Below are 13289 nucleotides of genomic sequence, written 5' to 3' on the forward strand. Positions count from 1 at the left end.
CTTCGGCGTTTGTACTCTCGCGGCACTTCTCCTGTCCGCCCCCACCAGGAGCATCACATGACTCTCAGCCGTCGTACGTTCCTCGCTGCCACCGCCGCCACCGCAGTCGGCGGTACCCAGTTCACCTCGGCCTTCGCGGCCAGTCCGCCCGGTGACGTCGTCGGCAAGGTCACCGTCGGCTACCAGGGCTGGTTCGCGTGCACCGGCGACGGTGCCCCGATCAACGGCTGGTGGCACTGGAGCCACAACTGGAGTCAGCCGCCGTCGCCGACGAACACCGCGATCGTCAGTTGGCCGGACGTGCGCGACTACACGTCGACGTACCAGACGGCGTACCCGAACCTGAACAACGGGCAGCCCGCCAAGGTGTTCTCGTCGTACGACCAGCAGACCGTCGACACGCACTTCCGGTGGATGCAGCAGCACGGGTGCGACACGGCCGCGCTGCAGCGGTTCAACCCGACCGGCGGCGAGGGGCCGACCCGGGACGCGATGGCCGTCAAGGTCCGGCAGGCGGCGGAGCAGTACGGGCGCAAGTTCTACATCATGTACGACGCCACCGCCTGGGTCTCGATGCAGTCGGAGATGAAGGCGGACTGGACGTCGAAGATGAGCGCCTACACGGCCTCACCGGCGTACGCGCGGCAGAACGGCAAGCCGGTCGTGTGCATCTGGGGCTTCGGGTTCGACGAGCCGAACAAGGCCTGGCCGGCGTCGGTCTGCCTGGACGTCGTGAACTGGTTCAAGAACCAGGGGTGCTACGTGATCGGCGGGGTGCCGACGCACTGGCGGCGCGGCGTGGAGGACTCGCGGCCCGGCTACCTGGACGTGTACCACGCGTTCAACATGCTGTCCCCGTGGATGGTCGGCCGGATCAGCGATCTCGCGGGCGCCGACCACTACTACAACAACGTCAACCAGCAGGACCAGGCCGACTGCAACGCGCACGGCATCGACTACCAGCCCTGCGTCATCCCGGGCGACCTGCAGTCCGGACACCGCCGGCACGGCGACCTGATGTGGCGGCAGTTCTACAACCTCACCCGGGTCGGCGTACAGGGTCTCTACATCTCGATGTTCGACGAGTACAACGAGGGCAACCAGATCGCGAAGACCGCCGAGTCCGCCGCTTGGGTTCCGGCCGGCTCCGGGATCCGCGCCCTCGACGAGGACGGCACGGCGTGCTCCTCGGACTACTACCTCCGCCTGACCGACGACGGCGGCCGGATGTTCAAGGGCCAGGCGCCGCTGACGCCGACGCGGCCGACGGCACCGATGCCGGACCAGGGAGTCGGCGGAGTCGTCTTCTACGAGCATGTCGACTACGGCGGCGCGGCCGGTGCGTCGCTCGCGAAGGGCCAGTACACCCGGGCGCACCTGCTGGCGGCGGGGGTGCAGGACAACTGGGCGTCGTCGGTGCGCGTCCCGGCCGGGTGGTCGGTGACGATCTTCGCCGAGGACAACTTCGGCGGGCAGTCGTGGACGCGGACCGCGGACACGCCGAACTTCGTCGCGCTGTCGCCCAACGCGAACGACCAACTGACGTCCTGCCGGATCTCCTAAACCCCCTTGGTTCAGAAGAGCTCGAGGCTGTCGGAGGCCAGGGTGATGACGGCGTCGTCGAGGTAGAGGCGGCAGGCGATCGCGTGGCCGGCGCAGGTGAACAGGGCCGGGCCGGCGGCGTCGACGACGCGGTAGGCGACCGGGTGCTCGCAGCGCTCCACGGCGCCTTCGTTCTCGCGGCGGCAGCCGAGGACGTGGCAGGTGACGGTCTCACCGACGTTCATCAGGGTGAGGCCGTGCTCCGGGCAAACGCCCCAACCGACGCCGCACGCCTGGCCTTCGTTCGCGGCCAGCCGGATCAGGCTGCCGGCGGTCGCCTCGAGCTCGTTCGCGACCGCTCGGAAGGTGCTGGCGGCCTGGTCGAGGTCGGCCCGGAAGCGCCGCAACTGCGGTGATTCCGGCATCCCGCGGGTGGCCGCCTGGAGGTTCTCCGACAGCGCCATCGCGGCCACGGCGATCTCGTCCACCCGGACCGGGGTGTTGAACTCGCCGAGCGTCGTACCGTTCACCCGGCCGTTGGCGGCACGGTGTTCCGGGACGTCCTCCGGTGGCGGGTCCGGGTGCTGCAGGTGGTTCAGGTGAGCTTCCGGTTGCGGACCGTGACCGTTCGTCCCGTTCGCCGCCGCGGTCCCGTTCACCGGGAGCCGGCTCTCCTGCGCAGTCCGCCCGTTCATACAGCCTCACTCGTCAAGTGCCTGGCCATCGCCATGCCCGCCCCCTGATGTGCCTCCGGTGGCCGATCGTGCCATGTTTCCGACGGTCCCGGCCAGAGGAAATCACCCAGCGTCACCCACTGCTCCCCCTCACTTGCGCACTGCAACGATCCGCCCCAGACTCCGACCAGATTCCCCACTCTGCGTCGGCATAGTCACACGCTCAGCATTCCTCAACGCTGCTTTAACATTTCCGCACGCACGGTCACCACGACGTCGCCGTTCGCTGCATTCGGCGACGGTGACCTTGGTATTGCTGCTTTTGACATCCGCCGCGAGGAGCAAACCGGACCAGACCTCTGGCATACTCCGGGCGACTGTTACTTGCGGCCGTGGGGGGTCCCCGTGTCTGTTCGTCCTGCTCAATTGCTGCGACTCGGCCTGCCGGCGGCCATGGTGGCGGCGACGCTGGTGGCGGTGACCGGCTCGTCCGGAACCGCCGAGGTGTCGGTCGCGACCCGCCCGTTCCCGGCGGACTTCCGGCCGGAGAGACCGAGCGGACCCGCGTACGACGCGAAGTCCGTGATCGTGCAGTTCAAGGACAAGGCGACCACGTCGGCTCGCAAGGCCGCGCTCTCCCGGGTCAAGGGCACGTCCGACGTCTCCGTCACCTCGGACGTAGTCACCGTCACCGGTGAGGTGCCGGCCCCGGAGCTGCTGAAGAAGGTCAAGGCCGATCCCGCGGTCGAGCTCGCCTCGCTCAACTACCTCCGCCGCAAGTCCGCCACCCCGAACGACTGGCTCTACACGAACTACCAGAAGTACCTGCCGAACGTCCGGGTCAACCAGGCCTGGGACCTGAGCAGGTCGGCCGGCAGCCAGACGGTCGCCGTGCTGGACACCGGTGTCGACGCCGGCCATCCGGACCTGGCCGGTCACCTGCTGTCCGGCTACAACACCTTCAACACCGCCCTGCCGCCGACCGACGGCGACGGCCACGGCACGGCGGTGACCGGCATCATCGCGGCCGGCACCAGCAACACCATCGGCATCGCCGGAGTGGCCTGGAACGCGCAGGTCCGGCCGGTGAAGGTGCTCGACGACAACGGCGAGGGCAGCGACGCCAACGTCATCAACGGCATCAACTGGGCGGTCCGGAACGGCGCCCGGGTGATCAACATGTCGCTCGGCGGCGACGGCGACAACCCGATCCTGCACACCGCGATCAAGAACGCGGTCGCGCAAGGCGTCGTCCTGGTGGCCGCCTCCGGCAACAGCGGGCTCTCCGCCCCGCACTACCCGGCGGCGTACCCGGAGGTCCTCTCGGTCGGCGCCACCAACTGGTACGGCGCGCTGACGGAGTTCAGCACGTACGGCGACACCGTCGACATCGCCGCACCCGGGTACAACATCACCAGCACCGCTCCGCGCGCCAAGACGCCCCCCGGCTACGACCCGTACTGGCTCGGCCTGTCGGGTACGTCGTTCTCGTCGCCGATCGTCGCCGGCGTCGCGGCACTCGTGCGGAACAAGTGGCCGTCGTTCACCCCCGCCCAGGTGATGGCCCGGTTGAAGGCGACCGCCCGGGACGCCGGGCCGCGCGGCATCGACCCGTACTTCGGCGCCGGCATGCTGGACGCGTACGCCGCGCTCGGCGGCCGGTGGACCACGGACTTCCCGGTGGCCGGTGCCGACGGCAACGACCAGCCCGCCCGGGCGACCGCTCTGACGTTGCCCGCGACGGCCAGCTCCACCTTCGCGGTCGAGGGTGACGTCGACTGGTACGTCGTCGAGTCCACCGCGGCCCGCAACCTCAAGGTGTCGCTCACGGGTCCGCCGTACAACCTCGACTACGCGGTGAACATCGGGCCGCGGGTGGAGGTGTACAACGCCGACCTGGAGTCGCTGGCGACTGCGGTGAACCCGTACCCGTCGACCTCCAACGTGCCGTTGACGGCGACCGCCGAGGTCAGCGTCGCGGCCGGTCGGACGTACATCGCCGTACGCAACGACAACGGGTCGCGGGACACCAGGAAGTACACGTTGTCGGTGACCGAGGACGACACAGGCGGGACGGATCCCGAAGCCGATTACCCGGTGCGGGACGTGGCGCCGGCCAACCTGTCCGCGGGTGCACCGGTGGCCACCAAGCCGTCGGTGACGTTCGCCCGGCCGGTGGTCGCGGCCAGCGTGACCGCGAGCACTGTTCGCTTGGTGAACGGCAAGACGGGGTCGACCGTCGGCGCTGCGGTCGCCTATGACGAGGCGACGAAGAAGGCCGAGCTGACACCGACCGCGCCGCTGCTCGACAACCAGCCGTACCGGATCGTCGTCAGCGGAGTGGCGGAGGCCGGCGGGACTGCGCTGGCGCCGTTCTCCAGTGTGTTCACGACCGTCGACCTCGTGCCGGCCGCGCCGGTGTTCGACGCGAGTGGCCTCTACCTGGCCGCGAACCTGGCCTGGAAGACCGGGGCGATGTCGGATCTCGACCAGGTGATCGTGCGCCGGAACGCGAGCAGCCACGTGCCGACGCTGACCACGGGCACGCTCGTCTACGCGGGGACGGCGTCGGCGTACAAGAACACCGGGCTCGCCCAGGGTGCGACGTACACCTATGCGGCCTGGGTGAAGGACCGCAGCGGCAAGGTCAGCCCGGTCGCGGTGACCCGGCTGCTCGGGATGAAGACGGGCATCAGGCTGAGCACCACGGCGGTGACCTACGGCGGCTCGGTCCTGATCAAGGGCAGCACGCTGCGGATCGACAACGTGGTGTACCCGGGGCTGCCGGTCAACCTGTACGTGCGGCCGAAGAACGGCACCAAGTTCACCCTGCTGGCGGCGCTGAAGACGTCGTCGACCGGGACGATGTCGTACGTGCACAAGCCGGCGGTCTCGTCGGTGTACATGCTGACGTTCCCCGGCAACGGCGACCTGATGGGGACCCGGACGCCGGACGTCACCACGCAGGTGACGCCGACGATCTCCGCCGCGCTGGCGCCGGCCGCGATCCGGCTGGGCCAGGTGACGAAGTTCAGCGGGTACGTCGCCCCGGCGCACACCGGGCAGTACGTCTACCTGCAGCAGTACGGCAACAAGGTGTGGAAGTCGATCGCCTGGATGAAGCTGAGCGCCTCCGGCGGGTACGCGTTCGGCATCAAGCCGGCCGTCCGCGGCCAGATCGCCTACCGGGTCTGGTTCCCGGGCGACGCCGACCACACGCAGGTGTACACGCCGAACAAGATCCTGACGATCAGCTGACCTCCCGAGCCGGCACGTCCCGGACTGGTGGCCGGGGCGTGCCGCTTTCTACGGCGCGTAGTGCTGGACGGCTCCCCCTTGGGAGAGGTCGACCAGGGTGTGCGCGAGGTCCTTGGCGTCGGTGAACACCTCGTCGAGGTCCATCCGGGTGAGCTTGCGGTCGCGTACGACGACCTCGCCGGCGACCAGGACCGTGCGTACGTCGGACGAGCGGACCGAGTACACCAGCGCCGCCCTCGGGTCGTGGACCGGCTGGCAGTGCGGCCCGGAAAGGTCGACCAGCGCGATGTCGGCCTGGCGACCCGGCTCCAGCGCACCGACCTGGTCGGCGAGCCCAGCGGCCGCCGCACCACCTCTCGTCGCCAGCCGGAGAGTGTCGGACAGGTTCATCCACTCGGCGTCCTGCTCGCGCTGCTTCTGCGTCAACGCGACCATCCGCAACGCTTCCCAGACGTCCAACGTGTTGTGAACCGCGGCGCCGTCCGTACCCACGCCGACCCGCACTCCGACGGACCGCAGTCCCTTGATCGGCGTCACCGTCCCCATTGCGAGCTTGAGATACACCTTCGGGCAACTCGCGACGGTGACGCGATCGGCGTACTGCTCGAGAATCGGCAGGTCGGCGTCACGGATCCCGCAGCCGTGGGCGATGAGCGCGCCCGCGTCGAGTACGCCGGTGCGATCGAGGACCTGCACCGGTGTGACGCCGAGCCGGTCGACGGACGACTGCGTCTGGTCGTCGGTCTCGGCCGCGTGCAGGTGGATCCGGAAGCCTTCCGCCCGCGCGAGGTCCGCCGTACGGCGAAGGTCCTCGTCGCCGACCGTGTACGTCGCGTGCGGGCCGAGGCTCGCGGTGATGCGCGGGCCGCGGGTGCGGTGGTCGCGGGCCGTGTCGACGGCGGCGTCGATGGCTTCGGGGCCGGCGGACGAGAAGAACGTGGGCGCGAGGTCGGCGCGGATGCCGGACTCGATCGCTGCCTCGGCGATCTGGTCGGCGTGGAAGTAGTGGTCGACGAACGTGGTGACGCCGGCCAGCAACATCTCCGCACACGCGAGCCGCGCGCCCACCCGTACGCGCTCCGGCGTCAGGTTCACCTCCATCGGCCAGATCCGCCGGTTGAACCAGTCGTCGATCGACAGATCCTCGGCCGCGCCCCGCATCATCACCATCGGACTGTGCGTATGCGAGTTCACCAACCCAGGCACCGCCACCAACCCGGCCCCGTCAACCACCTCCCCCTCACCCGCGCCGTCCGCGGCCGCGCCGGGCGGAGGTGTGCCGGTGGGAGTGATCGCTGTGATCCGGTCGTCCTGGATGTGGATGTCCTGGGCTTCGTCCACCCGGCACTCACCGGACTCAGGCACAACCAGAACCGAGACATTGCGAATCAGCACGCGGGCCATCCATCCTCCAGCCGATGAGTCGACGTACGCAGTCTCCTCCACCGAACGGTCCACCCGAACAAGAGCAAGAGGACATCAGCTTCGGGCGGTCCAGTTGGCTCCTCCGGGTCGGTATTGCGAGTCGCACAGGGTGCTGACGCCTGGTTGCCAGGTGCACAGATACAGGTGGTTGCCGTCGGGGTCGGACAGGACCCAGGCCGACGGCGCGCCTCGGTCGCTGACGAGGGTGCCGCCGGCGGCCAGCGCCGCGTCGATCCGTGGCCGCACCTGATCCGGGTCGACCCAGAGGTGCGGATGCCAGACGCGCTGTGCCGATCCAGCATCCGCGGTCTGGAACCAGATCATCGGCAGGCCTGTCCGGGGATCACCGACATCGCCCCAGCGCTCGGTGCCGATGACGTGCTGGGAGTCCAGCACAGCTGCCCAGAACGGTGCGATCTTGTCGTAGGCCGGCGTGTCCAGGCCGAGTTCGATGCGGGTGAGGCTGCCGCATTCGAGTTCGGCACCACCAGCAGCGACGATGCCGCTGATCTGACGAGCCAACGTCACGTCGGTCTCGGTCACGCCACCGCCGTCACGGCTGGCCAGCCGGACATCGATCTGAAAGGCCCGCAGGTCAAGGTCGGCGTGATGACCGAGGGCCTCGGCGGCCTGCCCGATCGACTCCACCAGCCGTAGCCCTTGGCTGAAGCTCTCGGTGTGGATTCGAGATTCGAGGCCGCCCTGGCCGAACGACAGCAGGAGGGTCCAGCCGTCGAGCTCCGCTGCGGCGATCTGCTGTCCGGTCAGCACCTGTGTGGTCATGGGTGGTCTCCCTCTCCCGGCCGTGATGTCCGGGCCGGATCGCTCGGACATGTCTGAGACCGTACGAAACAAAACTGGCCAGCTGTCTGTCCTGTTTCTCTGCTACTTTGCGAAGATGCGCGCCGAACGTCTGGTGGCCATCGCGCTGCTGCTGCAAGCGCACCGAAAACTGACCGCGCCCGACCTGGCGCGGCGCCTCGATGTCTCCGAGCGGACGATCCGCCGTGACCTGGAGGCGTTGCTGCTGTCCGGCCTGCCGCTGTACTCCGAGCGCGGTCGCGGTGGCGGCTGGGCGTTGCTCGACGGCCCTGCGATCAACCTCTCGGCGCTGACCGCGCAGGAGGCCCAAGCACTCTTCCTGGTGACCGGGCCGGAGCTGCTGGCCGGCCTCGGGCTGGAACAGGGAGTCACGTCGGCGGTCCGCAAGCTCCTCGCCGCCCTCCCGGCGAACACTCGCGAGCAGGCCGACCGGACCCGGCAGGCCATTCACATCGACCCCACGCGATGGGGCCGACCCGCACAGCCTGCGCCGGCCACGCTCGTGCCGTTGCGGGACGCCGTGATCGCCGGAGTCCAAGTGGACCTCGCCTACGCCCCACCAGGAGTCGATGCCACGGTCCAGCGCGTCCATCCGTACGGGCTGGTGTCCAAGAACGGCATTTGGTACCTGGTTGCCGGTGCAGACACGGGCCTGCGCACTTTCCGCGTCTCCTGGACCATCGACGCCGCGGCCACCACCAAACCCGTCGAGCGGCCCGACGACTTCGACCTCGTGCGGGCCTGGGAGGACGTCAACCGCCGTCGCGTGCCCTGCTCGAGCAATCGGGTCGAGGTGGAGTTCCAGGTCCGCCCGGAGGATCTCGGCCGGGTCACCCTGGCGCTGTCGGAGGACACCCAACTCCGGCCGATCGACAGTGGCACCGGAACGGCACGCCGGTTCACAGCGACCTTCAGCTCGGTCCACGAGGCGGCCTGTGAGTTGATCTACCTCGGTGATGGCGTGCAAGTGCTCGAACCGGCGTCCGTACGCGCCGAGCTGGTACGCATCGGGCACCGGCTGATCGCCGCACACACCCCGAAATGGTGACGGTCGGCCGCAACCGCACAGCGCCCAGTTCGGGAAGGTTTCGAGCTTAAGGGAACGGATGTTCGAATCTCGGGGTATGGTGGAGGTATGGCCGGTGATCTTCAGGGATCGCTGCTGGATGCGTTCGAGGATCCTGCGTTGGGGTCGGTGGACGGGGTCCGGCGGACGGATCTTGGGCGGGGTGCGTGGGTCGATGTGCTGCCGCGATGGTTGACCGGGGCCGATCAGGTGTACGAGCGGTTGGCGCGCGACGTGCCGTGGCAGGCCGAGCGGCGGCAGATGTACGACCGGGTGGTCGACGTGCCGCGGCTGCTGTGCTTCTACGGCGAGAACGAGGCGCTTCCGCTGCCGATCCTCGACGAGGCCCGTGACCTGCTCAGCGAGCACTACGCCGCGGAGTTGGGCGAACCGTTCTGTACGGCGGGTCTGTGCTTCTACCGCGATGGGCGCGACAGCGTCGCGTGGCACGGCGACCGCATCGGTCGCGGGAACCACGAGGACACGATGGTGGCCATCCTTTCCGTCGGCGAGCCGCGCGTGCTCGCTCTCCGACCTCGTCCGGGCGGGTCCAGCGGTCCGGTGAGCTCGACCGTCCGCTATCCGCTGGGTCACGGCGACCTGATCGTCATGGGCGGCTCCTGCCAACGCACGTGGGAACACGCCATCCCCAAGGCGTCCGGCCACATCGGGCCCCGCATCAGCATCCAGTTCCGCCCCCGCGGCGTCCGCTGACACCAGAGCCGCCACGCACCGTCCACCCAGCAGTCGAGCCGACGCGCTCAGGAGCTCAGGCTGCGGCATGGGTTGGTTGTAGGGGTTGGTAGATGTGGTGGGGGGTGGCGATGTAGAAGGCCAGGAGCGGGACTTGGGCGGCCTGGCAGGTTCGGGTGGCGGCGGTGGCCCATTCGGTGTCGAGGGCGGGCCAGGTGGGTGGACCGGGGCGGCCGAGGGCGAGGAGCATGGTGGTCCCGGGGGCGGTCCGGACGGCGGGCATGATCGGGGTCAGGGCCGACGTGCACAGGTCGCCGGCGGCGAGCGAGCGGCCTCGGTGTTCGAACTCCGACGGGAGGTCGACCGCGACGGCCGCGCGGTAGCGGGTGTCCTCGTCGCAGAGGACGACGGTGAACGTGCCGCGCTGGCGGTCGCCGAGGCTCACCAGGAGGTCGACGACGTCGGTCGCGAAGGCGGGGTCGGAGAGTGGCTGATCGGTCCAGGTCGGTGGGAGGTCTTGGAAGCTCATACCTACAAGGTGCCGTCGTTCCGACCGCCGATCCGGGTTGTCCACAGGCCAAAGTGGCCCAACTTCTGAGCGCAGAAGTGGATCTGCCTGCTGGGCCGCCACGCTCCTAGGCTCGAACCAAGCCGAGTCCGAGGGAGACCACCATGAGCACCACCACCAGCCGCCTCCGCAGTGGTCGCGACAGCCTGCTCCCGCCCGCCGGTGCACCGCGTGACCTGGCGATGGCCCAGCTGGCCAACTCCGTCGGCGACGGCGCGTTCATCGTCACCAGCGCCCTCTTCTTCACCCGCGTCGTCGGCCTCTCGACCGCCGAGGTCGGGCTCGGCCTGACGGTGGCCTGGCTGATCGGCTTCCTGATGGGCGTCCCGCTGGGCAACCTCGCCGACCGCAAGGGTCCGCGCGGCGTCGCGGTCCTGCTCGCCCTGACCACAGCAGCGTCGGTCGGCAGCTTCCTGGTCGTCCGCAGCTTCCCGCTGTTCCTCATTGCGGCGATCGTGTACGCGACCAGCCAGACCGGCCTCACCGCCGCCCGCCAGGCACTCCTGGCCGGCCTGGTGCAGCCGTCGGAACGCACCCGGATCCGCGCCTTCCTCCAGGCCACGGTCAACGCCGGACTCGCGGTCGGCGCGGCCCTCGGCGGCATCGCGCTGCACTACGACACCGAGACGGCGTACCTGATCGTCTTCGGGCTCGACGCGCTCAGCTTCCTGGTCGCGGCCCGGTTGATCCACCGTGTCCCGCGCGTGGCCGTCAGCACCAGGGTCAAGGGTGAGCCGCGGCTCGCCGTACTCCACGACCGCCCGTACGCCGTCCTCGCGCTGCTGAACGCGATCATGCTGCTGTTCATGCCGCTCCTCAGCCTGGTCGTCCCGCTGTGGATCGTCACCCGCACCGACGCACCCGACTGGGTCGTCGCATCCCTGCTGATCGTCAACACCCTCGGCGTCACGCTCTTCCAGGTGCGGACCGCCCGAGCCGTCCGTGACCTCCGCACCGCCACCCGGTCGATCCGGTACGCCGGAATCGCCATGCTGGCCGCCTGTGGGGTGTTCGCCCTCTCGGCCGTCAATATGAGCGCCTCGACGGCTGCCGTCGTACTCGTCGGCGGTGCCGCACTCCTGACGCTCGGCGAGATGAAACTGGCGTCGGGCGCGTGGGAGATCAGCTTCGGGTTGGCGCCCGCCGACAAGCAAGGGCAGTACCAAGGCTTCTTCGGCACCGGTCCGGCGATCGCCCGGATGCTCGGTCCGGCGCTGCTCACGACCGTCGTCCTCGGCTGGGGTCCGATCGGCTGGATCGCCGTCGGTGCACTGTTCCTGGGGACCAGTTGCGCAACTGGTCCCGCCGTACGATGGGCCGCACGGACAAGGGCCGTCAACGAGGACGCTCTACCGTTGCTGGTGAAGGAGAACGCCGCCTGATGGAGATCCCTGGACTGGTCGAGATCACCACGTACGACGAGCTGCGCGAGGTCGTGCCGGCACCGCTGGCCGCCGCCGCGGGCAAGACCCGCAAGCAGTTGCACGCGCTGGACCGGCAGTGGCTGGCCGCGTCCCCGTTCTGCCTGATCGCCACCTCGGCCGCCGACGGCAGCTGTGACGTCTCCCCCAAGGGCGACCCGGCCGGGTTCACCAAGGTCTTCGACGACAGCACGATCGCGATCCCGGAGCGCGCGGGCAACCGCCGGGTCGACGGGTTCGCCAACATCCTCACCAACCCGCACGTCGGGCTGATCTACTTCCTCCCCGGCCGTGGTGACACGCTCCGGGTCAACGGTCGGGCTCGGATCGTCCGGGAGGCGCCGTTCTTCGACGAGATGATCGTCCGCGGCAACCGTCCGCAGCTGGCCCTGCTGGTGGAGATCGAGGAGGTCTTCCATCACTGCTCGAAGGCGTTCCTGCGCTCGCAGCTGTGGAAGCCCGAGACCTGGGACCCCGACGCCGTACCGAGCCGCCCGCGGATCGCGAAGGCGCTCGAGCGGCAGGACGACGACCTGGCCGAGCTGGAGGCGTACTACGGGGCGGCGTACGAGGAGAAGATCTATAAGGTCAAGTACTGAACTACCGCGCCGGGAGCAGGCCCGGATACTCCGTGGCGACGATGACACCTGACCGCGCCGACCTCTACGGTTTCGAGTGTGACCAGTCCTGAGCCGATCGCACCGCCGACCTGGGGAGCCCGGGTACGGCGGATCGCGCTGCCCGTCGTGATCAGTTTCGTCGCGGTGGTCGGCTCGTTCGGCGCGGCCAACGGGCAGACCGACCGCCGCGACGGCGACTGGTTCATGGTCGTGCTGCTGCTGATCGGGTCGGTGTCGCTGTATTGGCTGCGGACCCACCCGATCCCGGTGCTGTGGGCAACGGTCGGGTCGACACTCGTCTACGTGCTGATGCAGTACCCGTACGGCCCGATGATCTTCGCGTTCGTGATCGCCGCGTTCACCGTCATCCGCCTCGGTCACCGGCTGGCGGGGTGGGTCGGCATCGCCGCCCTGTACGTCGGCCATGTCGGCGGCCGGCTGATCCTGGGGATCAACGAGGACGGCGTCTACCAGGTGCTCCTGGTCGGCACGTGTTTCGTCGTACTCGGGTTCACCGCGGAGCTCTTCCGGGCCCACCGGGACCGGGTCACCGCGGCGGCGCGGACGCGGCGGGAGGCGGAGCTGCGGAAGGCCGGGGAGGAGCGGCTGCGGATCGCGCAGGAGCTGCACGACGTGGTCGCGCACCACATCTCACTGATCAACGTGCAGGCCTCGACCGCGCTGCACCTGGTCGATCGGCAGCCCGAGCAGGCCGGTCCGGCGCTCGCCGCGATCAAGGACGCGAGCAAGGAGGCGCTGGTCGAGCTGCGGTCGATCGTCGGCATCCTGCGGCAGTCGGACGAGTCGGCGCCCCGGCAACCGGTGGCCGGCCTCGAGCGGCTCGATCACCTGGTCAGCCGGACGTCGCGCGCCGGCCTCGAGGTGCACACGATCGTCCACGGGGACCCGCACCCGTTGCCGACCGGGCTGGACCGCGCGGCCTTCCGGATCATCCAGGAGTCGCTCACGAACATCGTCCGGCACGCCAAGGCGACCGCGGCGACCGTACGCATCCAGTACGGCGAGGAGGCGCTGACACTCCAGGTGGACGACGACGGCCAGTCTCTCACCGGTCCGCCGAAGGAGGGCAACGGCATCATCGGCATGCGTGAACGCGCCACCGCTCTCGGCGGAACCCTGACCGCAACCCGCACCCCCGCCGGCGGCCTGCGCATCACCGCCCACCTGCCGCTGTAGGTC

At 69.3% G+C, this 13289-nt stretch carries 11 protein-coding genes; 7 read left to right on the top strand and 4 right to left on the bottom strand.

The features are described from left to right. Positions 1-57 precede the first annotated feature (57 nt). Positions 58-1563 (top strand): lectin, encoded by a 1506-nt coding sequence (locus ACQPYZ_RS21840; RefSeq protein WP_433158976.1) that lies wholly within the window; start codon positions 58-60, stop codon positions 1561-1563. A gap of 11 nt (positions 1564-1574) precedes the next feature. Here the strand turns inward: ACQPYZ_RS21840 and ACQPYZ_RS21845 are convergent, their stop codons facing one another. Further along, a complete protein-coding gene (locus tag ACQPYZ_RS21845) occupies positions 1575-2237 on the bottom strand; it encodes a hypothetical protein (RefSeq protein ID WP_433158978.1) in 663 nt (220 codons plus the stop codon). A gap of 384 nt (positions 2238-2621) precedes the next feature. On the opposite strand from ACQPYZ_RS21845, the gene ACQPYZ_RS21850 reads away from it, so the two are divergent. After that, positions 2622-5474 (top strand): S8 family serine peptidase, encoded by a 2853-nt coding sequence (locus ACQPYZ_RS21850; protein WP_433158980.1) that lies wholly within the window; start codon positions 2622-2624, stop codon positions 5472-5474. Positions 5475-5522: 48 nt separating this feature from the next. Here ACQPYZ_RS21850 and ACQPYZ_RS21855 read toward each other — a convergent pair whose 3' ends face one another. Together ACQPYZ_RS21855 and ACQPYZ_RS21860 are read right to left on the bottom strand one after the other, a co-directional pair. Beyond that, positions 5523-6878: an amidohydrolase gene (locus tag ACQPYZ_RS21855; protein ID WP_433158983.1), complete on the bottom strand. Its 1356-nt coding sequence runs from the start codon at positions 6876-6878 to the stop codon at positions 5523-5525. 75 nt (positions 6879-6953) lie between these two features. After that, a complete protein-coding gene (locus tag ACQPYZ_RS21860; RefSeq protein WP_433158985.1) occupies positions 6954-7733 on the bottom strand; it encodes a 4a-hydroxytetrahydrobiopterin dehydratase in 780 nt (259 codons plus the stop codon). A 64-nt stretch (positions 7734-7797) separates the two neighbouring features. Here ACQPYZ_RS21860 and ACQPYZ_RS21865 point away from each other — a divergent pair, with 64 nt between their 5' ends. Both ACQPYZ_RS21865 and ACQPYZ_RS21870 read left to right on the top strand, forming a co-directional pair. Then, entirely contained in the window at positions 7798-8769 is a 972-nt protein-coding gene (locus tag ACQPYZ_RS21865) for a helix-turn-helix transcriptional regulator (protein ID WP_433158988.1), read from the top strand. Between the two features lie 87 nt (positions 8770-8856). Further along, the gene (locus tag ACQPYZ_RS21870) at positions 8857-9501 is read left to right on the top strand and encodes an alpha-ketoglutarate-dependent dioxygenase AlkB (protein ID WP_433158990.1); all 645 of its coding nucleotides are present in this window, start codon (positions 8857-8859) and stop codon (positions 9499-9501) included. Positions 9502-9556: 55 nt separating this feature from the next. Here ACQPYZ_RS21870 and ACQPYZ_RS21875 read toward each other — a convergent pair whose 3' ends face one another. Then, positions 9557-10009, bottom strand: a complete 453-nt coding sequence (locus ACQPYZ_RS21875; RefSeq protein WP_433158993.1) for a hypothetical protein — start codon at positions 10007-10009, stop codon at positions 9557-9559. 143 nt (positions 10010-10152) lie between these two features. On the opposite strand from ACQPYZ_RS21875, the gene ACQPYZ_RS21880 reads away from it, so the two are divergent. The 3 genes from ACQPYZ_RS21880 to ACQPYZ_RS21890 all read left to right on the top strand — a co-directional run bounded on the left by ACQPYZ_RS21880 (position 10153) and on the right by ACQPYZ_RS21890 (position 13286). Continuing rightward, positions 10153-11430 carry an MFS transporter gene (locus tag ACQPYZ_RS21880; RefSeq protein WP_433158995.1) on the top strand — a complete coding sequence of 426 codons (1278 nt, stop codon included), beginning with the start codon at positions 10153-10155 and terminating at the stop codon, positions 11428-11430. Continuing rightward, positions 11430-12068 (top strand): MSMEG_1061 family FMN-dependent PPOX-type flavoprotein, encoded by a 639-nt coding sequence (locus ACQPYZ_RS21885; RefSeq protein WP_433158998.1) that lies wholly within the window; start codon positions 11430-11432, stop codon positions 12066-12068. Before ACQPYZ_RS21880 ends, ACQPYZ_RS21885 begins: the two co-directional genes overlap by 1 nt. Positions 12069-12146: 78 nt before the next feature. Continuing rightward, complete coding sequence (locus ACQPYZ_RS21890; RefSeq protein WP_433159001.1) at positions 12147-13286, top strand: sensor histidine kinase; 1140 nt, start codon at positions 12147-12149, stop codon at positions 13284-13286. Positions 13287-13289 lie beyond the last annotated feature (3 nt).

The organism is Kribbella sp. CA-247076 (assembly GCF_050942445.1).
Classification (GTDB): Bacteria; Actinomycetota; Actinomycetes; order Propionibacteriales; family Kribbellaceae; genus Kribbella.

What these genes read in the sequence shown, in the direction of transcription:
- ACQPYZ_RS21860 (WP_433158985.1), bottom strand. Translation starts at nt 7,733, where the DNA reads ATGTCCGAGCGATCCGGCCCGGACATCACGGCCGGGAGAGGGAGACCA.
- ACQPYZ_RS21880 (WP_433158995.1), top strand. Translation starts at nt 10,153, where the DNA reads ATGAGCACCACCACCAGCCGCCTCCGCAGTGGTCGCGACAGCCTGCTC.
- ACQPYZ_RS21855 (WP_433158983.1), bottom strand. Translation starts at nt 6,878, where the DNA reads ATGGCCCGCGTGCTGATTCGCAATGTCTCGGTTCTGGTTGTGCCTGAG.
- ACQPYZ_RS21840 (WP_433158976.1), top strand. Translation starts at nt 58, where the DNA reads ATGACTCTCAGCCGTCGTACGTTCCTCGCTGCCACCGCCGCCACCGCA.
- ACQPYZ_RS21865 (WP_433158988.1), top strand. Translation starts at nt 7,798, where the DNA reads ATGCGCGCCGAACGTCTGGTGGCCATCGCGCTGCTGCTGCAAGCGCAC.
- ACQPYZ_RS21845 (WP_433158978.1), bottom strand. Translation starts at nt 2,237, where the DNA reads ATGAACGGGCGGACTGCGCAGGAGAGCCGGCTCCCGGTGAACGGGACC.
- ACQPYZ_RS21885 (WP_433158998.1), top strand. Translation starts at nt 11,430, where the DNA reads ATGGAGATCCCTGGACTGGTCGAGATCACCACGTACGACGAGCTGCGC.
- ACQPYZ_RS21875 (WP_433158993.1), bottom strand. Translation starts at nt 10,009, where the DNA reads ATGAGCTTCCAAGACCTCCCACCGACCTGGACCGATCAGCCACTCTCC.
- ACQPYZ_RS21870 (WP_433158990.1), top strand. Translation starts at nt 8,857, where the DNA reads ATGGCCGGTGATCTTCAGGGATCGCTGCTGGATGCGTTCGAGGATCCT.